At 67.6% G+C, this 25,471-nt stretch carries 23 protein-coding genes; 16 read left to right on the top strand and 7 right to left on the bottom strand.

What is annotated here, in order from left to right; translation table 11 throughout:
* Positions 1-17: 17 nt before the first annotated feature.
* Genes tagH through NX02_RS17800 form a run of 3 tightly spaced genes read right to left on the bottom strand, consistent with a single transcriptional unit; the run spans position 18 to position 3,906 of the window.
* Entirely contained in the window at positions 18-1,373 is a 1,356-nt protein-coding gene (gene tagH, locus NX02_RS17810) for a type VI secretion system-associated FHA domain protein TagH (protein WP_025293559.1), read from the bottom strand.
* Positions 1,370-1,918, bottom strand: coding sequence for a DUF6931 family protein (locus NX02_RS17805; RefSeq protein WP_039996666.1), 549 nt, complete (start codon positions 1,916-1,918; stop codon positions 1,370-1,372). Before NX02_RS17805 ends, tagH begins: the two co-directional genes overlap by 4 nt.
* Entirely contained in the window at positions 1,915-3,906 is a 1,992-nt protein-coding gene (locus NX02_RS17800; RefSeq protein ID WP_025293557.1) for a type VI secretion system Vgr family protein, read from the bottom strand. The genes NX02_RS17805 and NX02_RS17800 overlap by 4 nt, the downstream gene beginning before the upstream one ends.
* A 69-nt stretch (positions 3,907-3,975) precedes the next feature.
* On the opposite strand from NX02_RS17800, the gene NX02_RS17795 reads away from it, so the two are divergent.
* Positions 3,976-4,971, top strand: a complete 996-nt coding sequence (locus NX02_RS17795; protein ID WP_025293556.1) for a type VI secretion system protein TssA — start codon at positions 3,976-3,978, stop codon at positions 4,969-4,971.
* 107 nt (positions 4,972-5,078) lie between these two features.
* On the opposite strand, the gene NX02_RS30810 is transcribed toward NX02_RS17795, so the two are convergent.
* Entirely contained in the window at positions 5,079-6,161 is a 1,083-nt protein-coding gene (locus NX02_RS30810; RefSeq protein WP_158014061.1) for a peptidoglycan DD-metalloendopeptidase family protein, read from the bottom strand.
* Positions 6,162-6,332: 171 nt separating this feature from the next.
* Between NX02_RS30810 and tssB the strand changes: the two genes are divergently transcribed.
* The 11 genes from tssB to NX02_RS17735 all read left to right on the top strand — a co-directional run bounded on the left by tssB (position 6,333) and on the right by NX02_RS17735 (position 18,675).
* The gene (tssB, locus tag NX02_RS17785) at positions 6,333-6,887 is read left to right on the top strand and encodes a type VI secretion system contractile sheath small subunit (protein ID WP_025293555.1); all 555 of its coding nucleotides are present in this window, start codon (positions 6,333-6,335) and stop codon (positions 6,885-6,887) included.
* Between the two features lie 14 nt (positions 6,888-6,901).
* Positions 6,902-8,395 carry a type VI secretion system contractile sheath large subunit gene (gene tssC / locus NX02_RS17780; RefSeq protein WP_025293554.1) on the top strand — a complete coding sequence of 498 codons (1,494 nt, stop codon included), beginning with the start codon at positions 6,902-6,904 and terminating at the stop codon, positions 8,393-8,395.
* A gap of 34 nt (positions 8,396-8,429) precedes the next feature.
* On the top strand, positions 8,430-8,912 hold the full coding sequence (locus NX02_RS17775; RefSeq protein WP_025293553.1) for an Hcp family type VI secretion system effector: 483 nt from the start codon (positions 8,430-8,432) through the stop codon (positions 8,910-8,912).
* A 67-nt stretch (positions 8,913-8,979) separates the two neighbouring features.
* Positions 8,980-9,732 carry a hypothetical protein gene (locus tag NX02_RS17770; RefSeq protein ID WP_025293552.1) on the top strand — a complete coding sequence of 251 codons (753 nt, stop codon included), beginning with the start codon at positions 8,980-8,982 and terminating at the stop codon, positions 9,730-9,732.
* A 42-nt stretch (positions 9,733-9,774) separates the two neighbouring features.
* Positions 9,775-10,176: a DoxX family protein gene (locus NX02_RS17765; protein ID WP_025293551.1), complete on the top strand. Its 402-nt coding sequence runs from the start codon at positions 9,775-9,777 to the stop codon at positions 10,174-10,176.
* Positions 10,177-10,468: 292 nt separating this feature from the next.
* Entirely contained in the window at positions 10,469-11,197 is a 729-nt protein-coding gene (locus NX02_RS17760; protein WP_245648631.1) for an ABC transporter ATP-binding protein, read from the top strand.
* The gene (locus NX02_RS17755; RefSeq protein WP_025293549.1) at positions 11,187-13,715 is read left to right on the top strand and encodes an FtsX-like permease family protein; all 2,529 of its coding nucleotides are present in this window, start codon (positions 11,187-11,189) and stop codon (positions 13,713-13,715) included. Before NX02_RS17760 ends, NX02_RS17755 begins: the two co-directional genes overlap by 11 nt.
* A complete protein-coding gene (locus NX02_RS17750) occupies positions 13,712-14,782 on the top strand; it encodes a lipocalin-like domain-containing protein (protein ID WP_245648630.1) in 1,071 nt (356 codons plus the stop codon). The genes NX02_RS17755 and NX02_RS17750 overlap by 4 nt, the downstream gene beginning before the upstream one ends.
* 89 nt (positions 14,783-14,871) lie before the next feature.
* Positions 14,872-16,752 carry a molecular chaperone HtpG gene (htpG, locus tag NX02_RS17745; protein ID WP_025293547.1) on the top strand — a complete coding sequence of 627 codons (1,881 nt, stop codon included), beginning with the start codon at positions 14,872-14,874 and terminating at the stop codon, positions 16,750-16,752.
* Between the two features lie 152 nt (positions 16,753-16,904).
* Positions 16,905-17,786, top strand: a complete 882-nt coding sequence (locus NX02_RS17740) for a metallophosphoesterase family protein (protein ID WP_025293546.1) — start codon at positions 16,905-16,907, stop codon at positions 17,784-17,786.
* A gap of 22 nt (positions 17,787-17,808) precedes the next feature.
* A complete protein-coding gene (locus tag NX02_RS17735; protein WP_211258226.1) occupies positions 17,809-18,675 on the top strand; it encodes a 3-keto-disaccharide hydrolase in 867 nt (288 codons plus the stop codon).
* A 121-nt stretch (positions 18,676-18,796) separates the two neighbouring features.
* Here the strand turns inward: NX02_RS17735 and NX02_RS17730 are convergent, their stop codons facing one another.
* Positions 18,797-19,267, bottom strand: a complete 471-nt coding sequence (locus NX02_RS17730; RefSeq protein WP_025293544.1) for a TspO/MBR family protein — start codon at positions 19,265-19,267, stop codon at positions 18,797-18,799.
* 50 nt (positions 19,268-19,317) lie between these two features.
* Here NX02_RS17730 and NX02_RS17725 point away from each other — a divergent pair, with 50 nt between their 5' ends.
* From NX02_RS17725 to NX02_RS17710, 4 genes are read left to right on the top strand one after another with little or no spacing between them, the layout of a single operon-like run.
* Positions 19,318-20,283, top strand: a complete 966-nt coding sequence (locus tag NX02_RS17725; protein ID WP_025293543.1) for a magnesium chelatase ATPase subunit I — start codon at positions 19,318-19,320, stop codon at positions 20,281-20,283.
* Positions 20,280-22,028 (top strand): magnesium chelatase subunit D, encoded by a 1,749-nt coding sequence (locus tag NX02_RS17720; RefSeq protein WP_025293542.1) that lies wholly within the window; start codon positions 20,280-20,282, stop codon positions 22,026-22,028. Before NX02_RS17725 ends, NX02_RS17720 begins: the two co-directional genes overlap by 4 nt.
* The gene (gene bchO, locus NX02_RS17715) at positions 22,025-22,912 is read left to right on the top strand and encodes an alpha/beta fold hydrolase BchO (protein WP_025293541.1); all 888 of its coding nucleotides are present in this window, start codon (positions 22,025-22,027) and stop codon (positions 22,910-22,912) included. Before NX02_RS17720 ends, bchO begins: the two co-directional genes overlap by 4 nt.
* A complete protein-coding gene (locus NX02_RS17710; RefSeq protein ID WP_025293540.1) occupies positions 22,912-23,100 on the top strand; it encodes a hypothetical protein in 189 nt (62 codons plus the stop codon). The genes bchO and NX02_RS17710 overlap by 1 nt, the downstream gene beginning before the upstream one ends.
* Here the strand turns inward: NX02_RS17710 and NX02_RS17705 are convergent.
* Positions 23,047-23,979, bottom strand: coding sequence for a carotenoid 1,2-hydratase (locus NX02_RS17705; RefSeq protein WP_025293539.1), 933 nt, complete (start codon positions 23,977-23,979; stop codon positions 23,047-23,049). The genes NX02_RS17710 and NX02_RS17705 overlap by 54 nt on opposite strands.
* Positions 23,880-25,445: a 1-hydroxycarotenoid 3,4-desaturase CrtD gene (gene crtD / locus NX02_RS17700; protein ID WP_039996663.1), complete on the bottom strand. Its 1,566-nt coding sequence runs from the start codon at positions 25,443-25,445 to the stop codon at positions 23,880-23,882. Before crtD ends, NX02_RS17705 begins: the two co-directional genes overlap by 100 nt.
* Between the last annotated feature and the right edge of the window lie 26 nt (positions 25,446-25,471).

The raw sequence follows: 25,471 nt of genomic DNA, 5'->3' as shown, positions 1-25,471 counted from the left end.
GCTGGCATCGCTCCCGATCAGGCGACCGCACCATCGCCCGCTTCCGAAATCCGCTCATAGGCCGCGCGGAATTCCTTGGCGAACATGTCGATGAAGGCTTCGCTCGATCCGGCGGTGACGCCGTCGAACTCTTCCTCATAGGCGCGCCAGGCACGGGCATCCTCGAGGATCGGCAGCAGCGCGGCGCGGCCACCGCGGTGCGCGCGCATGCGGCCGCGGATCGCGACCGGCGAGAAATCGTCAAGCGTCGCGCGCAGCGCCCCCTGCATCGCCATCAAGGTCGCCATCTGGTGCGCCTGCAGATCGCGATAGGCGCTGTCGATCGCGCGGGCGGTGGTCATGAAACCGGGCTGCGGCGGGTTGAGCAGCAGCGCGAGCGCGCGCGCCGGCGCCCGGACGAATTTGAGCGGGTTGTTGCCGTCCAGCTCGAGGATCGTGTTGACCGCGCCCATCTGCGCCTTGGCACGCGACCGTGCCTCGACCAGCGGCAGCAGCCCGGCGAGCAGCAGCCTCAACGCGGTGCCGGCGAGTTCGGCCGCCGCTTCGGCGGGAATACCGATTTCGCCGGGGGCAAGTTGCGCACCGCGCAGGAAGGCGGCCCAGACGTCGCCGCTGGAATCGGGCGCGGCGGAGGGCGATTGTGCAGGTTGCTCCGCGGGCTGTGCACGTTCTGCCGAGGACGCCTCCATGCCCCAATCGACCTGATGGCCTTCGGCCAGTCGCGCCCAGATGTCGTCCGCCGGCGGGAGGGATGCCGGCCGGGCCGGCGCCGGTTCCGGCGCGCGGGGATGCGGCGGCGCCCAATGGCCCGACAGTGCGCCGGCGCCGCTGATCGCGGGCGCGGGCGGCGATCCCCATGACATATCCTCCGGCGCGCGCGCAACCGGGATGTCGCCCCAGACCCCGCTCGCCGCTTCCGGCGCTGCCGGCATCGCCGGCGCCCACTCGTCCGCTTCGGGCGTCGGGGTCGGCCAGGACGGCCAGTCGAGCGAGCCATCGGGGGCAGGTCCGGACGCGGGGGAGGGCGCCGGCGCGCTCGCGGCGATGGCTTCGCCCGCGTCGAGCGTTGCAAGAATGCGGTAATGGCCGATCAGGATCTCGTCGCCCCCGGCGATCGGGTGCGGCGCGGCGAGGCGATCGTTCGCGCCGTTCAGGAAGGTGCCGTTGGTGCTGCGATCGGTCAGCAGATAGGCACCATCGCGATAGCTGATCTCGCAATGGCGCGACGAGATATAGTTGCGCGGATCGGGCAGCGGCCAATCGGCATGCGCCGAACGGCCGATGATCGCGCCGTGGCGGTCGAGGCGAAGCGTCGTCATCGCCGGTTCCGGTCCGGCCTCGCGCTGCTCGACGATGTGAAGCGTCAAGATCATGTCCAGCGATCATCCCGTTCACCGCGCGCAAATCTCTCTCCCTCGTGGAGCGCGACGCGGAGCGCCTCCTCGAAGTCGGCCGTGCGGGTGGCGCTCGCGATGATCGCAGCACCAGCGAAGCGTCCGCATGCCTCCAGGGGCGGCAGCACCGCCGGCTCGTCCGGCGGCGCGATCGATCCCCCGGAGAAATGGACCGCCGTGGCGAGATGGTGCTCGGCGCCGCCCGGCACCGCCTCCCGTGCGAGCTGGTCGGCGGCATGGCGATGCGCGTCCGACGGATCGTCGAGCCACGCGCGCGCGGCGGCCAGCACCGGTTGCGCGGGCACCGCGCCGTGCCGCGCGATCGCCTCCACTGCCCAGGCGATGGCATCGCGGCGCGACAGCGCCTGTGCGAGATACAGCGTTGCCTCGGCGAGCATCGCCTCCGCGCGCAGCGCCGCGTAGAAGGTCTCGGGCGGCAGCGTCGCCTCCCGCGTGACCGGCCAGGCGAGGCGGGCGGTGATCTGCCCTGCTTCGCTCCACAGCACGCGTGGCCAGGCGGTCATGGCTTGACCCCCGGCACCGGCCCGCCCGCAGCGAGCTGGGCGGAGACCATGCCTTTCGCGATCTGCTGCGCCGCCTGCACGCCCGCGCCGGGCCCGGGGGTGAGCAGCGCGACGGCGCCGGTGAGCCGCGCGAGCACCGCGCCCTGCACCTCGGCCTTGGCGCCCAGCATCATGTTCGTGGTCACGCCGATGCTGGTGACGGTCATGCCGGCGATGCTGATGCCGGCCTTGTCGATGACGATCGCGTTCATGCCGACTTTGAGAACCAGCTTGCGCGTGGCCTCGATCACCACCGATCCGCGCTGGGCGGTGACGCGTATGTCTCCCCGCTCGACGGTGAGATCATCGTCGCCACGCACCGCGGTCTTGCGGTTGCGGCCGATCCGCGCCGAGCGATCCCGCTGCACCGTCAGCTCGTCGTCGAGCATCACCTCGGTCCGGCGGTCGCGCTGTGCGCGCAGATAGACTTCCTCGGCGCCGCCCTTGTCCTCGAAGCTGAGTTCGTTGAACGCCGGACCCGATGGCGGCTTCTCGGCGCCGGCATAGCTGCCCGCGCGGCCGATCGTGCGCGATCGCCAGACCGATCGCGTGCGTTTCTCGGGCAGTCCATAGGGATGGCGATGATCGCCATTATAGACGCGACCGGTGACCAGCGGGCGATCGGGATCGCCCTCGAGAAAGGAAACCACCACCTCCTGGCGGTTGCGGGGCAGCGCGAAATGGCCGAAATCGGCGCCCGCCGACGGGTGCGAGACACGCAGCCAGCATGAGCGCCGGGGTGCTTTCGCCTTCGATCGCGTGGCCCAGTGAAACTCAACCCGTACGCGCCCCTGCGGATCGGCATTGCTGTCGTCCGCGCCGCCTTCGACGACGATCGCTGTCTCCGGCCCGGCCGCGACCGGCTTCGCGGTGCGTTGCGGTGCCCGGTAGGGTGCGCTCGCCAACACCGCTTCGATCTCGACCGAGCGGGCCGGCTGGCTGGCGCCCGAGCGCAGCGGTTCGACGGGAATGTGGTGCCTGACCGCGATCAGCAGGAATTCGGCGTTGACGCCGCGCCGGCCGATATCGTCGCTGAGCTTGAGCAGGCCGCCGCAGCCGATCCCCAGCGCGTCGCCACGGCCGCTGAAGCGGTGCCGTGCGGCCTGCGCCGCTTCCAGCCTCACCTTCGCCCAATGATTGCCGAGCGCCGGCTGATCGAAGCCGCCGACATGCGCGTGCACCTCCGCCGTCTCCGCCTTGTTCCGCGCGGGGCCCGCTTTGGTTGCATCGAGCACCCGCGCCGATGCCGGATCATGCGCCTGCAGCACGACGTCACGTTCGGCCGAGGCGGCATAATGTTCGTGCCAGTCCCAGATCATCTCCGGTGATCCTGCCTCTCCCCGCATCGCGCGCGGGAAACGCAGCGCGCCATAGCCGGGCGCCGGCTGGTGGGCAGCGCGGCTGTCGCACAGCACGAGCACATGTTCGCCCGCCTCGTGGCGGAAGAAATAATAGATGCCCTCCTGCTCCATGATCCGCGAGATGAACTGCAGGTCGCTTTCCTGATATTGCATGCAGTAGGGGCGGGGCAGGTAGGTGGCGCGCAGCCGGCTGTAGTCGGTGCGCAGGCTGTGTGCGCTCAGCACCTCCTTGACGATGTCCACCGCCGACTTCTCCTCGAAGATGCGATAGGCCCGGTTGAACTGCAGGAAGTGGGTCCATGGTTTGAACACGAGGCGATAATGAAAACCGGCGCCATCCTCCATGACGTGATCGACCTGTGCGAGAAGTCCATGAAAATGACGAACCAGGCGGCTCGATTCGAAGATGTCGAAGCGCGCGGGTTTGCCCATATTGGGCACCTGGTCGATTTCCTTTTCGGTCACGATCTCGGAGATGATGGAAAATGACTCACTCAATCGCTCATCTGTTTCAACTGAAATGAGTTTGATCTCGCCTGCGCCGAGATCGATGTTTATCGCTGCCTGCCGTTCGACCGATCCGTTCATCGCGGCAACCCCTCTGCCGTGCGGGACGTCGGGCGCAGAGGATCGACAGCAAGGATGCAAGGCTCAGCCATGGACAGGATCTCCGATGAAAGCTGCAGGCCGTTCGCGGACGGCGCGCCGGGCGGGCCCGATCTCGCCTATGATCCGCAACGGCAGGTGATCGAACAGGCGTTCGATGCGTCGGTCTCGATCGATGCGAGCGGCATCGCCGACGCCGAGCGCGACACCGACTGGCGGACGATCATCGCCGCGATCCGCGAACAGGCCGAACGGACGCGCGATATCTGGCTGCCGGTCTATCTGTGCCGGGCGGGCGCGCGTGCAGGCTCGCTGCAGATCGTGGCCGAGGGAGCCCATGTCCTCGCCACGCTCCTCGAGCAATGCTGGGCGGCGATGCACCCCGCGCTCGAGGAATATGGCTTCGAGAGCCGGCGCGGTGCCTGCGACACGCTGGTGAGCCGCGGCGAGATGCTGCTGCCGCTGGAACAGGTGTCGGTGTTCGCGCATCCCCGCCTCGGCCGCTTCGCGATTGCGGACCTGATGCGCTTCCACAAGGAAGGAGAGGCGGCGGAGGGCCATGGCCAGTTCCGCCTCGCGGTCGAAGGCGTCGAGCCCGCCGAATGGGCGGCGATCGCGGAAACGCTGGATACCATCGCCGATGGCATCCGCCGTGCCGACGCGGTGCTGGTTGCGGAGGCGGGCGGCGGCACGGGCACCAATTTCCGACCTCTGACCGATCTCATCGCCGGCGCGCGCGCCGCGATCGTGGCGCTGCTGCCGCGCGACGCGGTGGAGACAATCGGCGCGGACGAGGCGGAGGAAGATGTGGGCACGCCGGACGATGCGCCGCGCGCATCCGGGGCGATCCGCGGGCGCGACGATGTTCTGCGGCATCTCGACCTGATCGCGCGCTATTATCGCGAGCATGAACCGTCGAGCCCGGTGCCGCTGCTGCTCGATCGCGCGCGGGGCTGGGTGACGCTCGATTTCGTGTCGATCCTGCAGGACATCGCGCCGGGCTCGGTCGAAGATGCCACGCATATCCTGCGCGGACGTGCGGAATAGGTCCGGGATGGCTGGGCGCGGGCGGGTCATTCCGGCGGGCTAGGAAGCGTGGATTGCAGCTTGGCGGCGGATCGGCGGCATCCTGTTGCAATTGCAACCGGGCGCCGTCATCCGCTCCGCGCGGCGCGGAGGCGATCGATCCGGTCGCGCGCGCGTCGGAATGCGGCGCGCTGGCCGTCTGCGAGGCCGCCGGCGGAGGCCGTCGCCATCGAGACCGGATCGGTCGGCACGTCCTTCACATAGACTTCATAGTGAAGGTGCGGCCCCGAGGAGAGGCCGCTGTTTCCCGAACGGGCGACGAGATCGCCCTGTTGCACCGGCGCGCCGGGCGCCACGCCCTCGGCGAAACCCGACAGGTGCGCATAGGCGGTCTCCACGCCGTCGGCATGGCGGATGCGCAGATAATTGCCATAGCCGCGCGCGACGCCCGCGAAGCTGATCACGCCATTGCCCGACGCATAGACCGCCGTGCCCACCGGCACCGCGAAGTCGGTGCCCTTGTGGAGTCGGGTGTAGCCCAGGATCGGGTGGACGCGGGGTCCGAAGGAGGAGCTGACCCGCGCACCGTCGACGGGTGTCCGCAGCAGCGACCGGGTGGCGCTGTCGCCATTGCCGTCGAACCAGCCGGGTTCCGTCATGCCGGTTACGCGGAAGCGGTAGAGCGCCACCGAACGCTCGCGCGTGGAGAGCGAGACATAAAGCGGTTCGGGCGGCGCGCCGGCCGGCGTGCGATAGGCGGCCTCGAAGACGTCGCCGGGGGCCACCTCGCGCTGGAAATCGAAGTCGTGCGCCATCGCGCGCGCGAACTCGGGGATCAGCGTGTCGCGCAGGCCGGCCGCGACCGCCGACGAATAGAAGCTCGTCCGGTCCACCTCGCCGCGGATGATGCGGATGTCCGTCGGCGGCGATGGCGCCCGGGTGGGGCGGGTGGCGGGCAGCGCGGGCGGGGCGATTTCGGCAGAAAGGCGTGGCGGGGGCTTCTCCGGCTGGCCTGCCCGGGGCACGGCGATCCAGGTGCCGGCGGCGATCGCGCCCGTCGCCGCGACGATGGCGAGGGCGGTGACGATGCGGCGCGATCGTGCTGGGCGCGCATCGTCGGTCGCGCTGCCCACGATCCAGCCGCGAGGGTCGTAGGTCAGCGGCGACGGGGCGATGCCATCGCCGCCAAGGGCGCCATGCTGCTCATGCATGCGCCCCGCTAACCGCGCGGCGCGGGGGGTGGCCAGCGCCGATCGCGGCCGGATGACAATGGTAATGCAGTCGCCGCGTCCCAAAACGCGGCTGCAACCGACGTCCTCGAAAACCGCCTTGGCCGCTGCGCCTGAGCTGCGGGTTTCCGCCAAGAGATCGAGGGACATGACATGGCTGCAAAGAAGAGTGGGCAGCGGTTCATCAAGGAGAACCGGGCGCCGCGCGTTCACATCGAATATGATGTGGAAACCTATGGATCGCGCCAGAAGGTCGAGATTCCGTTCGTGATGGGCGTGATGTCCGACCTGTCGGGAAAATCGGAGGTCGAGAAGAAGCCGGTCGATGCCCGCGACTTCATCGAGTTCGACATGGACAATTTCGAGGAGCGGATGGAGCGTATCGCGCCGCGCACCACGCTCAACGTCGGCAACACGCTGACGGGCGAGGGGCAGCTCAGCGTCGACCTCAGCTTCCGCAAGCTCGACGATTTCACGCCGGGGCAGGTCGCCCGCAACGTGCCCGCGCTGGCCAAGCTGCTGGAGGCGCGCGAGCAGCTCAACGATCTGATGCTCTACATGGACGGGCGCGAGGGTGCGCAGGATCTGCTCGACAAGATCCTCAAGGATCCCGCGCTGATGAAGAGCCTGGCCGCGGCGGCGCCCGCGCCCGCCGATGCCGATGGTGAAGCGCAGCCCGCCGAAGACGGCGAAGCGCCGGCAGCCTGAGCGAAGGAAGCGACATGGTACAAGCAGTGCAGCAGCAGGCGGACGCCGCCGGCACCGTCGAGACGTTCGACGGCGACGAATTCACCCGGCTCCTCCAGCGCGAGTTCAAGCCTGCGACCGAGCAGAAGCAGGCGCGCATCGAGGAGGCGGTCAAGACGCTCGCCCAGCGCGCGCTGGCCGATGCGACGATCATCGGCGACGACGTCTTCACGACGGTCGACGCGCTGAAGGCGGCGATCGACCGCAAGCTCAGCGAGCAGGTCAACCTCATTCTCCACCACCCCGAATTCCAGAAGCTGGAAGCGGCGTGGCGCGGGCTGTGGTATCTCGTCGGCAACACCTCGACCGGCCGTGATCTCAAGATCCGAGTCCTCAACATCTCGAAGGACGAGACGCGCAAGATGCTGCGTCAGTATCGCGATGCGGCGTGGGACCAGAGCCCCCTGTTCAAGCGGATCTACGAGGCCGAGTTCGGCCAGTTGGGCGGCCAGCCCTTCGGCGCGATCACCTGCGACTATTATTTCGATCATAGCGGCCCGGACATCGATATCCTCAAGGGGCTGTCGAAGATCGGCGCCGCGGCGCATGCACCCTTCATCGCGGCAGCAGCGCCGCAACTCATCGGCATGGACGGCTGGCACCAGCTCGCGAACCCGCGCGACCTCGCCAAGCAGTTCGATGCGACCGACTATATGGCGTGGCGCTCGTTCCGCGATTCCAACGACAGCCGTTACATGGCGCTGACATTGCCGCGCTTCCTCGGCCGTCGCCTCTATGGCGCGAACAGCGAGCCGGTGGAGGATTTCGCGTTCGAGGAGGACGCGGAAGGGACCCACGACAATTATCTGTGGCTGAACGCGTCCTATGCGCTGGCGGTACGGATCACCGAGGCGTTCAAGACCTATGGCTGGTGCACACGTATCCGCGGTGTGGAATCGGGCGGCACCGTCGAGGATCTGCCGACCTCGATCTTCCCCACCGACGAGGGCGGCGTCGATGTGAAATGCCCGACCGAAATCGCGATTTCGGACCGGCGCGAGGCGGAGCTTTCGAAGGCGGGGCTGATGGCGCTGGTCCACCGGAAGAACACCGACCATGCGACGTTCATCGGCGCGCAGACGCTGCATGCGCCCAAGGCGTATGAGGATCCGGACGCGACCGCGAGCGCCAATCTCTCGGCGCGGCTGCCCTATATCTTCGCCAGCTGCCGCTTCGCGCACTATCTGAAGTGCATCGTGCGCGACTGGGTGGGGAGCACCCGCGAGGCGCCGGTGCTTCAGCGCGATCTCACGAGCTGGATCATGCAATATGTCGATCTGCAGCCGGACTTCTCGACGGAGCAGGACAAGGCGCGCAAGCCGCTGAAGGGCGCCTCGATCGAAGTGATCCCGGACCCGGAAAATCCTGGCTATTACCGCGGCGTCTTCCGGATGATCCCGCACTACCAGCTTGAGGGCATGGACGTGTCGCTGAGCATGGTCTCGCGCCTGCCCAAGGCGGCGAACTGATCAACTTTCCCAATTCCCGAAAAAGGATATGTAAATGGCAGTCGATATCTTCCTGAAGCTTCAGGGCATCAATGGCGAGTCCGAGGATCAGACCCATTCCAACGAAATCGATATCATCGGTTGGACCTGGGGCATGAGCAACATGGGCACCGCGCACATGGGTGGCGGTGCCGGCACGGGCAAGGCGAACTTCAACGACATCGCCGTCACCAAATATGTCGATCTCGCCAGCACCTCGCTGCTGAAGGCCTGCGCGAGCGGCAAGCATGTGCCGGAAGCGGTGATCACCGTGCGCAAGGCGGGCGAGAAGCCGCTCGAATATGTCGTCATCACGATGAAGAAGGTGTTCATTGCCAACGTCCAGTTCGGCGGCAACGCCGGATCGGAGCAGGTGACCGAAGTGATCACGCTCAACTTCGCCGAGATCGACTTCAAATATCAGGGCCAGGGCGACACCGGTTCTTCGGACGGCAGCGACTCGTTCAAGTGGAACATCCCGAAGAACGCCGCGGCGTAATCGGATCAGGGGCGAGGGCGGTGCACCCCGGTGGTGCGCCGCCCGGCCGTGCGGACAAGGACGTGTCATGAAGATCATGCGGATGGTGACCAAGGAGGTGCAGAGCCTCGGTTCGATGGCGTTCGCGGTTCAGGGCAACAGCCTGTTGCCCGCCATGCGCGCATCCCGAGGCTATATCCTCGGATCGAAGGGGGTCGGTGTTCACCCGATCATCCTTTCCGCCGACAGCTTTGCCGACCTGATCTCGGGGCTCGAGAGCAGCAAGGAACGCATTTACGTGGAGGACGCACCGCCCTCGCCACAGGCGATGGACGATGGCGACACCGGCGTCAGCGATACGGCGTTCCGCATCTTCATGAGCTTGAGCCGCGGGTCCGAGAAGGCGGAATCCTACAAGATCTACGATGCGAAGAAGAAGATCATCTCGAATGTCGGGACATGGTTCGCGGGCGATTTCATCGGCCCGATGGCATCCGGCGTCACCAGTATCGGCATGGGTGGATATGATGCCTTCGCGGCCGATGCCGCCGCCGAGCTCGCAGATAGCAGCACGCCGACCGATGTGGGCGGATGGTGGGAGGCGCTGAAGGATATGACCCGTAGTCTCGAAGCCTACTGGTCGCACAAGGAAACCTATGACGCGGCGCGCGCGGGCCGGCAGCAGCACCTCGCGTCTAAAGGCTTCAAGGCGGGCACGTCGAAAGACGGCCGCAAGTGCCACGTCATTCTCTCTCATCTCGGTGGCGATCACGATACCGGCGCGCGGAGCCTTGAGTTTCCGGACATCGCGCGGCTGGTAAAGGCCGTCACGCGGACCTGATCCAAAGGCGCACACCGCCCCGATCACCGAAAGGATACATGGATGATCCATGGTTTTGCGCCTGCCATGGGCAGGGCATTGGTGCTGCTCGTCTCCGGACTGCTGGCGCTCGACGGCCTTCTTCAATTCATATCGCCGCCCTTCATGGTCGAGGGAATGATGCATGCCGGCTTTGCCGCCGATGCCGGCCCGCGGCTGGCCTTCGTCACGCTGGGCTGCGCGATCCTGCTGGCGATCCCGGCGACGGCGCCGCTCGGCGCGGTGCTGGTCACGGGGTTTCTCGGCGGGGCGATCGCCATTCATTTCCGGCTCGGCGAAATCGGCTCCCCCCCGCAGCTTATCTGCCTGTTGCTCGGCGTCGCCGCCTGGACCGGGCTCTACCTTGCCGATCCGCGGTTGCAGCGGCTGATCGTGGCAGAAGACGCCAGGGTGCCGCTCGCCTGATCGAACGATATCCGGTGGCGGCCCACCCACCCCCACACCGCCACCGGAGATGCTCGCGGCACACCCGCGAGCAGGAAGCGACAGGATCGGACGAAAGACCCCACAGGCAGCGGCCGTGGCCGGGGCGTCCGCAGGAAGAGCGTCGGCACGCCGCCGTTCGATCCTGTCGCTTCCGATACGCGTCCCGCAGTTCGCGTTCCGCGCTGCCGGCGGCGCGCGATTGGATCGCGAGGATAGGGGATGGCGGCGGGATCGGCCGCCGCGGATGAGATTTCCGGGCGCCGGCTTTCCATTGCTGGTTGCGCAGCCCGCGGCGCTCCCGCACAGCGGATGCATGTCGACGTCTTCGATCCTGTTGTCGGTCCGTGGCCTGGCCAAGAGCGTAGCGGTATCGCGCCAGCTGTTCGGGCAGCTCGAGCTCACCGTCGCTGCAGGCGAGCTCGTTGCGATCACCGGCGAATCCGGTGTCGGCAAGTCGACGCTGCTGAACATCCTGGCGGGGCTCGACGATGCCGATAAGGGCATGGTGTGCCTGGAAGGCACGGAACTGGCAGCGCTCGACGAAACCGCACGAACGCGTCTTCGTCGCGAGCGGATCGGCTTCGTCTTTCAGGCCTTCCATATTCTCCCCTACCTGACGTTGCGCCAGAACGTCGCATTGCCGCTCGCCCTCATCTCGCCGGACGAGCGGCAGGCGCAGCGCCGGGCGGACGAGATGCTCGATGCGGTCGGTCTCGCCGGGCGCGGCGACGGCTATGCGCGTGATCTGTCGGGCGGCGAGTTGCAGCGGGTGGCGATCGCGCGTGCGCTTGTCCATCGGCCCGCGCTCATTCTCGCCGACGAGCCGACCGGCAATCTCGACCCGGAGACCGCTGTGCGCGTTCTCGATCTTTTCGGCACGGCGGTAAGGGGCGGCGGCGCGGCGGGGGTGATCGTGACTCATTCCGATGCCACCGCGGCGGTCGCCGACAGGGTGCTGAAACTCACCGCACACGGCCTCGTCGCACGACGTGGAAACTGAGCCCGGAATCTGGCGTGCCCGGCTGGCGCTGCGCTGGCTGATTCTCGGCGAGTGGCGCTTCCATCCGGCGCGCTATCTGCTGACGGCGACCGTGATCGCGGTCGGCGTGGCGCTGGGTTTTGCCGTTCATCTCGTCAACGGATCCGCGCTGGCTTCGTTCAGCGCGGCGATCCGCGGGGTGAACGGTGCGGCCGAGCTCTCGGTTCGCGCGACCAGCCCGCTTGGCTTCGACGAGCGTCTCTATCCTGTGATCGCCCGGGCCGACGGAGTGAGGGACGTGAGCCCGGTTGCCCGCCTCGATGCCAGGCTGGGCCGCGCGCCCGTCAGCCTGCTGGGGCTGGACGTCATCCGCGCCAGCGCCGTCACGCCGGCCCTGGTCGGCGCGGGACCGCAGGGCCCGGGCTCGGCGGACGACACCGTCTTCGATGAAGACGCCATCTTCCTTTCACGTGCGGCAATGGCAGCCAGCGGGGCCAAGGTCGGCGCCCGGGTTCCGCTTACGGCCAACGGAACGACGCGCCTGGTGAAGGTTGCTGGTTCGCTGCCCGGCGTTGGCGATGGCGCTTCGGTGGCGGTCATGGACATCGCCGCGGTGCAGTGGCGCTTCGGCCGCCTGGGCCGGCTCGATCGGCTCGACCTGGTCGTCGCTGACCGGTCGATCGCGGAAAAGGCCATACGTGACCTGCTGCCGGGCGATGCGGTCTTGGCCACGGCAGCGGCCGATGGCGCCCAGGGCGACGCGCTATCCCGTGCCTATCGCGTCAACCTCGACATGCTCGCGCTGGTGGCGCTGCTCACCGGTGGCTTTCTGGTCTATTCCGCCCAGTCGCTCTCGGTGGTGCGACGGCAGCGGGCGTTCGCGCTTGCGCGCACGCTCGGGCTTTCGCGTCGGAGCGTCGTTGCGGCGCTGACCCTCGAAGGCCTCGCGATCGGCGTCGTCGGCGCGACCGCCGGGTTGCTCGCCGGCTATGCGCTGGCATCCGCCGCGCTGCACTGGTTCGGCGGTGACCTGGGCGCGGGCTATTTCCGCACGTCGACCGTCTCGATCGCCCTCCAGCCCGTGGCCGCGATCAGCTTCTTTCTTCTCGGGACCATGGCCGCCTGCGCCGGCAGCGCCCTTCCGGCCCGTCTCGCGGCGCGCGCGGCACCGGCGGCAGCGCTGCGGAACACGGGCGACATGCTGGATCCCAGAGTGCCGGTGCCCTGGTGGCCGGCGGCCGTTCTGCTGGCGGGCGGCGCGGCGGTCTCCCTGCTGCCGGCGATCGCCGGCCTGCCCGTCTTCGGCTATGTCGGGATGGGCCTGCTGCTCGCGGGCGGCGTTGCCGGGGTTCCCTGGTTCATGCGCATCCTCATCGCCCCGCTTGCGCGGCGTTCCGGCCATGACGTGCCGTATATGCTGGCCGTGCGGCACCTTCATGGTGCGCCGAACGAGGCTGCGACCGCGTTGTGCGGCATTGTCGCGTCGACGGCGCTCATGATCGCGATGGCGACGATGGTTACCAGCTTCCGCGGTGCTGTCGACCACTGGCTGGGCGATGTCCTGCGTGGAGACCTTTATATGCGGACGGCCGGCGGCTCGGCTTTCGATCCGGGCGTGCGCGCGCGGATCGCCGAACTGCCGGGCGTGGCAGCGGCCAGCTTCAGCCGCCAGGTGCCCCTGACCATTGCCGCCGATCGCCCGCCGCTGATGCTGATCGCGCGACAGATGCATGGCGGTCACGCGCCGCTTCCGCAGATCATCGGGCCGGCGCTTCCGGTTCCTGCGGGCGTGATGCCGGTGTGGGTATCGGAGCCGGCGCATCGGCTCCATGGCTGGGAAGTCGGCGACAGGATCGCGCTGCCGCTTGCGGGTGGCGCTCGCTTTCTCGTCGTCGGCATCTGGCGCGACTATGCGCGTCAGGCCGGTGCTGCCGTCATCGACGAGGCGGATTATTCCCGCCTCACGGGGGACGACGGCCGCGACGAGGCGCAGATCGATGTTGCGGCGGACCGCGATGTCGCGGAGGTCTCGCGGCAGATCCTGATGCGGCTGCCATCATCGTTGCGCGAGCAGGTCGAGATCACGCGACCCGCCGTCCTCCGGCGCTTCGCCCTGACGCTGTTCGATCGGAGTTTCGCGATCACCTATCTCCTTGAGGCGGTGGCCATTCTGGTCGGGCTTGCGGGCGTCGCGGCGACGATGTCGGCCCAGACCATCGCACGCGAGCGCGAATTCGGCATGCTGCGCCACCTCGGCGTGACCCGCGCCCAGCTCACCCGGATGTTGGCGACCGAAGGCGCGATCGTGGGTGCCGCCGGCGGGCTGGCGGGGATCGTGCTCGGGCTGCTGCTTGCCCAGGTGCTGATCCATGTGATCAATCCGCAATCCTTCAACTGGACGATGAGCACGCGGGTGCCGTTCTCGACCCTGGCGGCGGTCGCCTTCGCGCTGACCGCCGCGGCGGCGGCGACCGCGGCATTCGCGAGCCGGCGGGCGACCGTGCGCGGCGCCGTCCAGTCGGTGAGGGAGGATTGGTGATCCGGCTGACGGCGACCATAGCGGCGCTGCTGGCGACGGGTGTTGCCGCAGCACCCGCAACCATGCGCTATCCGATCGTCCGCCCCGGGGTGAGGCTGAGCTTCCCCGCCGATCATGGCGCGCATCCTGCCTTCCGCACCGAATGGTGGTACGTCACGGGCTGGCTCCGGACGGCGGGCGGGGAGCAGCTCGGCTTTCAGGTCACCTTCTTCCGAACGCGGCCGCCGGTGGATCCGGCCAATCCCAGCCGTTTTGCCGCCAAACAGCTGCTGTTCGCCCATGCCGCGCTTTCGGATCCGCGGGTCGGCACCCTGCTGCATGACGAGCGGGCCGCGCGCCAGGGGTTCGGATTGGCGAGCGCGCGCGTCGGTGACGCCGACGTGACTCTCCGCGACTGGAGGCTTCGTCGCATCGCCGACGGCCGCTGGGCCGCCACGGTCAAGTCGGAGGGCTTCACCCTCGCACTCACCCTCTCGCCCACGCAGCCGCCGCTGCTTCAGGGCATCGGCGGCTACAGTCGCAAGGGGCCACAGCCCGAGGATGCGAGCCATTATTATTCGATTCCGCATTTGCGGGTGCGGGGAGACGTGACGCGCGCGGGCAAGCGCACCCCCGTAACGGGGGAAGCGTGGCTGGACCGCGAATGGTCATCCAACTATCTCGCGCGCGACGCGCAGGGGTGGGACTGGACCGGCCTGAACTTCGACGACGGGCGCGCGCTGATGGCGTTCCGCATCCGTCGCAAGGATGGCTCCACGCTGTGGGCCGGCGGCTCGATGCGCTACCCAGACGGCCGCGTCACGATGTTCGAACCACGGGACGTCGCTTTCCGGACGCTCAGGCGGTGGCGCAGCCCGGCGACGGGCGCGACCTATCCGGTCGAGCAGGAACTGGCGGTGCGGCTGAGGGAGGGCGTTTCGCGCTTTCGGCTACGCCCGCTGTTTCCCGCGCAGGAACTGGACGGCCGGCGCACCGGGCTGCCGGTTTACTGGGAGGGGGCGGTCCAGACCCGCGGGGGCAGGGGCTATCTCGAACTCACCGGATATGAGCGCCCTTTGAAGATGTAAGCAGCAGCGTGCCGATCCGGGCGCTTGAAAGCGTCCGGAGTTGCCGCCATCTGGGCTGCCGATAGCCATCACGGAGAGTATCGACTGCCATGACGACCGACGCCGCACCACAAACCCGCTCGTTCGAAGCAGATGTGGCGAAGCTGCTGCACCTCATGGTGCATTCCGTCTATTCCGAGAAGGACGTCTTCCTTCGCGAACTCGTCTCCAATGCCGCCGACGCCTGCGAGAAGCTTCGGTATGAGGCGCTTCAGCAACCACAGTTGTTCGGCGATGATGCCCAGGCGCGTATCACGGTCACCGTCGATTCGGAAAGCCGCCGGCTCCTCGTCGAGGACAATGGCATCGGCATGAGCGAGAGCGATCTTGCCGAAGCGCTCGGCACCATCGCCCGGTCGGGAACGAAGGCGTTCATGGACCGGCTGGGCAGCGACAAGGAGGTCGAAGGCAATCAGTTCATCGGCCAGTTCGGCGTCGGCTTCTATTCGGCCTTCATGGTGGCGGATCGCGTCGACGTCGCCTCCCGCTGCGCGGGCGCCGATACCGCGGCGCTGTGGTCGTCCGACGGCCTCGGCACCTACACGATCGAGCCGATCGACCCTTCCGAGGCACCGGCGCGCGGTACCCGCGTGACGCTTCATCTCAAGGAGGACGCCGGCGGTTTCACGCAGGCCTCGCTGATCGAGCGGACGATCAGGGACCAGTCCGGTCATGTCCCCGTTCCGATCTTCCTCAAGGACGGGCCGGATGCCGAGCCGCGGCAGATCGCCGATGGTGCGGCCCTCTGGACGAAGTCGAAGGCCGAGATCGGCGAGGACGAGTATAAGGATTTCTACCGCAGCCTTGCCGGCCAGTTCGATGATCCGGCGTTGACCATCCATTATCGGGCCGAGGGCTTGCACGAATATAATGTGCTCGCCTTCGTCCCCGGATCGCGCCCCTTCGACCTGTTCGACCCCGAACGCGCGGGGCGGATGAAGCTGTATGTCCGCCGCGTCTTCATCACCGACGAGGCCGAGATCCTGCCGCGTTATCTTCGGTTCGTGCGCGGACTGGTGGATTCCAGCGACCTGCCGCTGAACGTCTCCCGCGAGATGATTCAGGAAAGTCCCGTGCTGTCTGCCATCCAGAAAGGCGTCACCAATCGCGTCCTGAGCGAGCTTGAGAAGATCGCGTCGCATGATGACGATCGGTATCGCGCGCTCTGGAACGATTTCGGGTCGGTTCTGAAGGAAGGGCTGTACGAGGATTTCGGCCGGCGGGAGGCGCTGCTTGGCCTCGCGCGATTCAAGACGACGTCGTCGGGGGAGGCGTGGCGATCGCTGAAGGATTATGCCGCGGCTCTCAAGGACAACCAGACCGCCATCTTCTATGCCAACGGAACCGACGCCCAGCTTCTGGCCTCCTCGCCGCAGCTCGAAGGATATCGGGCGCGGGGCATCGAGGTGCTCCTGCTCACGGATCAGGTGGACAGCTTCTGGGTGAACTCCGGCATCGATTTTGAGGGCAAGCCGTTCAAGTCCGTGACGCAGGGGATGGCGGATCTCGACCTTATCCCGCTGCCCGAAGGCGAACGTTCGCCTCCCGCGGATGCGAGTGCGGTCAATGATTTCATCGCCTTCGCGAAAGCCACGCTTGGCGACTCGGTGACCGACGTGCGCGCATCGGAGCGGCTGACGGAAAGCGCCGTCTGCCTGGTCGCGCCGGATCATGGCGTCGACCGACAACTCGAGCGGCTGCTCGCCCGTGCCGGTCAGCTCGGCGCCGCTGCGAAACCCGTCCTCGAGATCAATCCCCATCACCCGCTCATCACCAGGCTCAGTGCACTCGGCGAGGATCACCAGGCGCTGCGCGAGGACGCAGCCTTTCTCCTGTTCGACGAAGCAAGGATCGCGGACGGGGAGTTGCCCCTCGACCCGCGTGCCTTCTCCGGGCGGCTGACGCGGCTTCTGGAGCGTGGTCTCGGCTAAGGCCGGCCTGACCGGCAAAGGCGGACCTTGCCCGGTTGCCGGTTCATTCCGGCACCGGGCGAGCCCATGCGCAGACCGGCGCGAACGAAGGCGCGCATCTGACGCGCGCGAAAACCCGATGAACCAGCGTACGACTTTATCGTTGAGACACGATGGCCCGTATCGCGCACCTTTCCGATCTGCATTTTGGCGCCCATGATCCCAGGATCGTCGCCGCCACCGAAGCTTGGCTGCAGGAGCGCCAACCCGACCTGATCATCGTCAGCGGTGACTTCACCCAGCGCGCGCGGGTCGATCAGTTCCGCGAGGCGTCGGCGTATCTGAACCGGCTGCGCGCCGCCGGTTTCCGGACGCTGGTCGTGCCGGGCAATCACGACGTCCCGCTATACGATGTCTTTCGTCGGTTTGGTGCCCCGTTGGCCCGGTATGAGCGCTTCATCGACAACGACCTCGCTCCCTGGTTCGAGAATGATGAAATCGCCGTGCTGGGGATCAACACCGCGCGCTCGCTGACGATCAAGGATGGTCGGATCAGTCACGACCAGATCGCCCTGATCCACCAGCGCTTTCGCGCGGTCGCATCGTCGAAAACGCGCATCCTCGTCAGCCACCACCCGCTTTATGCCATGCCGATCGGCGAGGGCGGAGAACTGAGCCAGGCCGTTGGCCGCCACCGGGATGCGGTAAAGGCGGTTTGCGAGGCCGGGGTGCACCTCGCGCTGGCCGGACATTTTCACCGCACCTACGCGCAGTCCGCTCGGAAAATGGTGGAAAACGCCGGCTCGGCGCTGGTCATGCAGGCCGGTACCGCGACCTCCACGCGGCTACGCAACAGCGAATTGCAGAGCTTCAACTGGATCCACGCCCATCGTCACGACGAGGTCGAACTGCAGGTTATCGCCTGGGATGGCAGCGGCTTCCGCCGCGGCAACCACGCGCGGTTCACCTATGGCGAAGACGGCTGGCTCGCCGGGACCGCAAGGGAGGACGCGGAACATCCGGATCCGCCATATGGGCGCTCGGTCGCCCTTTAGCGGCCTTGCGACGACAGATCCGATGATGGTCCGGACCGGACGAGGTCCGCGTCGCGCAGAAGCCCATGGTGGCCGGTCATCGGCTCTGGACGAACCGCTTGCGACCCCGCACAATCACCAAATGAAGACATATTCTCTCGCATTCGCCGCCCTGCTTCTTGGGGCGGCACCGGCCCCCGAGCCCTCGTGGCAGCGCATCTTCGACGGCAAGACGCTCGATGGCTGGACCCCGAAGATCACCGGCCGTGCGCTTGGCGAAGACCCGCTCGAGATGTTCATTGTTCAGGATGGCGCGATTCGGGTATCGCACGCCCATTATTCCAAGTTTAGCGGGGAATTCGGCCATCTGTTCTGGAAGCGGCCGCTCGGCGCCTTCCGCATTCGGTTTGAGTACCGGCTCTTCGGCGAATCCCTGCCCGGCATCAAGCCATGGCAGGCGACCAACTCCGGGTTGATGTTCCACGCCCAGCCGCCGGAGACCATCCGGCGCGACCAGGATTTTCCGGTCAGCCTTGAGATGCAGTTGCTCGCCACGCCGCGGCCCACCGAAGAACCCTCAGGCAACCTCTGCACGCCGGGAACGACGGTGATGTTCCAGGGCAAGCGCGATCCCCGCCATTGTATTCTCTCGAACGCGCCTCTGCTGGCAGCCGGCCGATGGACCAAAGCGGAGCTCGAAGTGCTGCCGTCCGGCATCATCACCCACTTCATCGACGGAAAGCCGGTGCTGCGCTATTCCAATGTCGAACTCGATCCGCAGGATGAGGATGCGAAGCCTCTGGTCGCGGCTGCCGGCGGGCGCCTGGCGTTGACGCGCGGCTATATCGCCCTGCAGGGGGAGGGGCACCCGATCGAGTTTCGCAACATCGATCTCCAGATACTCGATTGAACCCCGCCGCGCCCAGGTGAGGCCCCAAGCTGGCGGAGCGCCGCAGGCCCGACCTTCGCGACATGATGCGTCAGGCCAACCGCCCGACCGTGCTCGTCGTCGATGCGCGCGTCCGCAGGCGTCAGCCGAAAGGCTGGTTGAGCCGCACGATCGTGTAGTTCAACACCGACGCAAAGCTGACCCAAAGCAGATATGGCACGATCAGCAGGCTGGCCAGATGCGAGATCGGCCATAAGCCGACGATCAGCGCGACCAACGATGCCCATAGGAACACGACTTCCACCAGCGCCCAATCCGGTCGGCGCAGGCGAAAGAAGAGCGGGCTCCAAAGAAAATGGCATAGCGCGTTGAATGAAAACAGAATGATGACCGTGCGGCGGGCCGCCTCATCCGGTGCAGCCCCCCAGGCGAGAACAGCCGACCACGCGGCAAGGCCCAGGATGATCGTCCAAGCGGGTCCAAAAGCCCAGTTCGGCGGTTGCCAGGAAGGTTTGCGCAGATTTTTGTACCAGTCGTCGATCGGGGTCATCAGCCCGCCAACCAGGCCGAGCAGAATCGCGACGCCGGCTGAAATGAGGATCGGCGTTGGCATGTCATCCTTGCGGTGCTTGTGAAGTGTCCATCGCATGGTACACACCGGGTATGCGGGTGTCCTATCCTTTTTCGGCGATCGTCGGTCAGGAGGAGATGAAGCTCGCGCTGCTGGTCGCTGCCATCGACCCAAGGATCGGCGGCGTCATGGTCTTCGGCGATCGCGGGACGGGAAAGTCGACCGCGGTGCGTGCGCTTGCGGCATTGCTGCCCCCGGTTCCCGCCGCGAAAGCCGGCTATCAGGACGGGACTCCGCGCAAGGGCACCGTGCCGGTGCCGTTCGTGGACCTGCCGCTCGGCGCCACGGAAGATCGGGTCGTCGGCGCACTCGATCTCGAGCGCGCGCTGGGCGCCGGGGTGAAAGCGTTCGAGCCGGGACTGCTGGCCCGCGCCCATGGCGGCTTCCTCTATATCGACGAGGTCAATCTGCTCGAGGATCATATCGTCGATCTCTTGCTGGATGTGGCGACATCGGGCGAGAATGTCGTCGAGCGCGAGGGGTTGAGCGTGCGGCATCCGGCGCGGTTCGTGCTGATCGGCAGCGGCAATCCGGAAGAGGGGGAGTTGCGACCGCAGTTGCTCGACCGGTTCGGCCTTTCGGTCGAGGTAAGGACGCCGCAGGATCTTGTGCAACGGGTCGAGATATTGCGGCGCTGCGATGCGTTCGAGCGGGAACCGGCGGCCTTCGTCGAAACCTGGCGTCGCGCCGAACGAAAGACGCTGAAGCGGATCGCGGCCGGTCGCGCGGCACTTGCGACGGTGACGGTGCCCGACGATGTTCTGACGCTGGCCTCCCGGCTCTGCATCAGCGTCGGCGCCGACGGCCTGCGCGGCGAGTTGACCCTGATGCGGTCGGCGCGCGCCCTGGCCGCTTTCGACGGCGCGCCGGCGGCCACCGCCGACCATGTCGCGAGGGTTGCGCCGCTGGCGCTGCGCCACCGTTTGCGCCGCAATGTCCTCGACGAGACCGGATCGACCGCGCGCATCGAACGCGCGCTGGAAGATCTGCACGCGTGACGACGCAGGGTGTCGCGGCGCCGCACGCCGCGGTCGACGCCCCAGACGCTCTTGACGATGCAATCGTGGCAGCGCGGCTGTGCGCGATGGACCCCGGGCTCGGTGGCATGGTGCTGCGCGGGCACGACGATCTGCGCGACGCGGTGATCGCGGCGTTGCGAACGGGCTTGCCCGCGGGGGCACCGATCCGCAGGATCCCCGCCCATATCGACGATGAGCGGCTGCTCGGCGGCATCGACCTGACCGCGACGTTGGCGCGGGGCGTCGCAACCTCCCGGATCGGGCTCCTGGCCGAGGCCGATGGCGGTGCGGTGATCGTGCCCATGGCCGAACGCTTGTCCGACGCCGTCGCCTCGAGGATCGCGGCGGTGATCGACACCGGCATCGTCGTCGTCGAGCGCGACGGCATTGCCTTGCGCGCGGATGCGCGCTTCGTGACGGTGGCGCTCGACGATGGCATCGAGCCCGACGAGCGGCCGCCGGTGGTGCTGGCCGAGCGGATGGCTTTCTGGATCGACGTCACGACGATCGCCGGTCGTCCGGCAGAGAGCGCTCCGCCAGGCATCGAACGTGTCGCCGGGCAGTCTCTGGACGCGCCTGGCGATGAGGCGCTGTCGGCGCTGGCGGCCACCGCTGTCGCGCTTGGCATCTCCTCGATGCGTGCGCCGCTGTTCGCCCTGCGCGCGGCGCAGGCATCCGCCCGCCTGGCCGGGCGCACATCGATCGGTGAGGCGGATCTGGCGCTTGCCGCCCGCCTCGTGCTCGCGCCGCGCGCAACGCGGATCCCGGCCCCTGCGCAGGAAGCGGAAGCCGAACCGCCGCCGCCGCCGGAACAGGGTGACGGGGCGCGCGACGAGGATATGCCCAGCGAACCCGGTCCGATCGATGATGTCGTTCTCGAAGCCGCGCTCGCATCGCTGCCGAAGGACATGCTGGCGCGGATCGCGGCGGGTGGCGCCAGGCGTGGTCGAACGGTCAATGCGCGGGGGGCAGGCGAACGGCGAAAGTCTGGCGCGCGCGGCCGCCCGATGGGGGCGCGCGCGGGCGTGCCGGGCGGGGGACATCGGCTTGCGCTGATCGACACGCTGCGCGCCGCAGCGCCCTGGCAGACGCTTCGCGGCGGGGGCGGGGGCCGGGTCAGGATCCGGCGCGACGATTTGCGGATCCGCCGATATGAGACGCGCGAAGAGGTGGTCACCATCTTCGCCGTCGATGCCTCCGGATCGTCGGCGCTCGCGCGGCTTGCGGAAGCGAAGGGTGCGGTCGAACTGTTGCTGGCCGAAGCCTATGTGAAGCGGGCGCAGGTTGCGCTCGTCGCATTCCGGGGGACGGGTGCCGAACTGCTGCTGCCGCCAACCCGTTCGCTCGCGCGGGCTCGCCGCTCGCTTGCCGCGCTTCCCGGCGGCGGCGGGACGCCGCTGGCTGCCGGCCTCGATGCCGCGCGTGCGCTTGCCGAAGCGGCACGGGCGCGCGGTCGCACCCCGTTCATCGTGGTGCTCACGGACGGGCGCGGCAATATCGCTGCCGATGGCCGTGCGGTCCGCAGCCAGGCGGAGGCAGACGCAACCGCGGCGGCGCGTGCGATCGGTGCGGCAAGGATCGGTGCGGCCTTCGTCGATATATCCGCCAGACCTCGACCCGAGGGCGCGGCGCTCGCCCGCGCGATGGGTGCGCGCTATCTGCCGCTGCCCCGCGCCGACGCAGCCACCATGCATGCCGCGGTAAGCCGGGCGCAACGGGGGTGAGCGACCGGCCCAACTGGGAGGTCGAGGGTCGCAACTGGCCGAACCGCGGTTTCAGCCGCTTCATCGACAGCGGCCAACTGCGCTGGCATGTCCAGATCATGGGGGCGGAGGGTGCCCCCGTGCTATTGCTGCTCCATGGCACCGGTGCCGCGACGCACAGTTGGCGTGCGCTGGCGCCCTTGCTTGCGACGCGCTTCCGCGTGTTGGCGCCCGATCTGCCCGGGCATGGATTCACGGTGGGGAGGCCGCGCGGGGGCCTGGCAATGCCGGCGATGGCGCGTGCGGTAAGCGATCTGATGACGGTGCTCGGACTCGATCCCGCCGTTCTCGTCGGTCATTCGGCCGGGGCCGCGATTGCGATCCGCATGACGCTGGATGGACGCCGGGCGCAGCCGCGTGCGATCGTCGGGCTGGATGCGGCGCTGCTCCCCTTCCCCGGCCTTGCCGCGACGCTGTTTCCGTCCATGGCCAAGCTGCTGTTCGTCAATCCGTTCGCGCCGCACATTTTCGCGCGGATGGCGCGCGTGCCCGGCGAAACCGCGCGCTTTCTCGCCCGAAGCACGGGATCGCGGATCGATGCGGCGGGCGCGGCCTGCTACCAGCAGTTGCTGGCAACGCCGGCCCATTGCTCCGGCGCGATCACGATGATGGCGAACTGGGATCTGCTGGCATTCAGGCGCGATCTGCCCCGTCTCGATACGCCGCTGCTGCTCCTTCATGGCGATGTCGATACCGCCATCCCTATTGCGACCGCCAAGGAGGCTATTGCGATGGTCCCCAATGGCCGCCTGGTGCCGCTGCCCGGTCTCGGCCATCTTGCGCATGAGGAGAAGCCGGAGGACATTGCGTCCCTGATCGACGCGTTCGTTGGGGAGTTTGCCTGATGGATGGGAAATATTTCAGCCTGCTCGACATGGCCATCGTCGCGGTGCCGGTGTTCGCGATCGGCATATGGCAGCTCATCTCCGTTTCCCGCGAGATCGCACGGGACAAGGCGGCCGCTGCCCGCGGCGATGCCTCACCAGAAGGCGCGGGGCATCCGGTAGGGGAGCATCGACTGGACGATCGGTGAGCGAAAGCGGCCGAGCGAAAGGCTTTCGTGAACCGCTTGAACATCCTCCCCGAACAACCGGGTCGCGATCGAGGAGCGCGCATAGAAAGGCGCGTCGATCCACGTCTTGAGGATGCGCGGCGCCGCTCCCGAGTCCGCCCGTGTCTGACGATTGACCAGCCAGCCGGTCCGCGGCAAGCGCGCAGGCGCAGGCTGGACCACGTCGTGCCAGCGGCCTTGACGATCGAACCGCAGCGCCAGATCGAACGGCGTTCCGTCGCGCCGGCGCCCTTCGTAAAGCACGGCAACGTCGTTCTTCAGGTGCGCGCGAGACCAGTGCCAATCGTTGAAGCCGTCCTCGATCGGCTCGTCTCCGAAGTTGGAATCGAAATAGCCCGCACCGGACCAGCGCAGGCCCGGATGGCTCATGTCCACCTCGACATGCGCCCGGGGAGCCACCGGGTGCCAGCGATGCAGCCCGGCGGGATCGAGCGCGAATGCGGTGGTTCCGATCATCTCCGGGCTCACCCGCACCGTTCCGCGCACCTTGTAGGGCAAGGGTGCCGAGATCTCGGCGATATCGATCACCAGCGTATCGCCATCCCAGCGCACCCCGCTCGGCCCGACCGAAAAATGGTCGGCTGAACGATGGACGCGGGCTGACGGGCGTTCGGTCATCGCCCATGCCGAGCCGCGCGGTCCGTTGAGGGAGACGTTTATGGCGCAGTGGTTCTCGGGCCGCTGACGGCCGCTCAGCTTGTAATAGGGTGAAAAGACGCTGCCGATGAAGGCGATGATCGTCAGCCCGTAGGCGCCGTCCGCGCTGGTTGCGTCGATATACCACCAGGCATAGCCGTTCGGAGCGACCGCGACGTCGAAGCGCGGTCCATGAGCAGGCATTCGACGGCTAGTCGGCCGGAAAGCGCCGCCATCGGGACGCCCGCGCCGGGGTGGGTACTCCCGCCCGCGCAGTAAAGCCCAGGGATCCGCGTCCGGCTGCCCTGCCGACGGAAGGAGGCCGCCCACCCGTGCGAGGCCGGTCCATAGAGGGCTCCACCCGTCGACGGACACAGGCTCTCGAACCCCCGTGGCGTCGTCAACATGGTCGACGGCGCCAACGCGAGCGAAAGTCCCGCCCGCGAAACGCGGTCCAGCATATGCCGTGTGCATCTCTCGATCTCCGCTTGGGTGAACTCTTCGCCGTCGCCGATCGGCGGCGCATTGACGATGATCTGGAATCGCTCGCCGGCCGGATGGGCCGGCGATTGCGCGGAAGCGCCGCCGTCGCGATCCTGCGCGCACAGATAGACGCTCGGCGCATCCGCCAGCCGGCCCTTGGCCAGCGCCGCAAACTCGGCGGCATAGTCGTCCGAGAAGAATATGTTGTGGCGGATGAGCGGGAAGCCCTTTGCATGGGCTCGTCCCGTCCAGACCATCGCGCTCAACGAGCGGCGGCGGCGCGGGACAGGGGCCGCCGCACCGCGAGCGGCCTGGCCGAAGCGGCCCGAGCCCAGCGCCGCGGGATCGGCGTTGCAGATGACCGACGTTGCGCCGACCCGTTCGCCATCCGCCAGTTGCACCCCCGCCGCGCGCCCCTGCGCGATGAGGATCTCGGAAACCGGCGTGGCGTAGCGGAAACGCACCCCGTTGGCCCGGCCGAGTGCTTCCAACGCATAGGCCAGACGATGCATGCCGCCATCGATCAGCCACACGCCGCTCGCCTCGACATGTGCGATCAACATGAGCGTGGCGGGACATTGGAAGGGCGAGGAGCCGCAATAGGTCGCGTAGCGGCCGAACAACTGGCGCAGCCGCGGATCGCGAAAGTAGCCGCCCAGCGCCCGCCAAAGCGAAGTGTACGGCCTCAAGGTGCAATAGTCGGCAAAGCCGCGCATTCCCATGCGCCAGCCGAGCGTAAGCGGATCGACCTTGGTGTCGCGCAGGAAGGGGCGGTCGAGCGCATCGAAAATGCGCTTGGCCTCGGCGCGGAACGCACGGTACCCGCGTGCATCCGCCGCGCCGGCGAAATCGCCGATCGCGACTTCGCTTGCGGCGGGATCGGCAAACAGGTCCATTCGGTCTTCATCCCAAGCGTGCCGGGCGAGGGTGGTCGCCGGCTGCATCGTGAGATGATCGTCCAGCGCAGAGCCGCATGCTTCGAAAATCTCTGCAAACACGGTCCGCATGGTGAAGACGGTGGGGCCGCCGTCGATGGCATCCGCGGCCGGGCCGACCGTCCTCAATTTGCCGCCGGGACCTGCAGCTGCCTCCAGGACCGTGACGTCGCAGCCACGGGCAGCGAGCAAGGCGGCACTGACGAGCCCGCCGATCCCCGCGCCGATGACCACTACGCTCTCACGCTGCATTCGCTGCGACCTCCAATTGACGTGAC

The sequence above is a fragment of the Sphingomonas sanxanigenens DSM 19645 = NX02 genome (assembly GCF_000512205.2).
In the GTDB taxonomy this organism is placed as follows: Bacteria; Pseudomonadota; Alphaproteobacteria; order Sphingomonadales; family Sphingomonadaceae; genus Sphingomonas_D; species Sphingomonas_D sanxanigenens.
The sequence above is the reverse complement of the archived record's forward strand: the minus strand, read 5'-3'. Positions and strand labels throughout refer to the sequence as shown.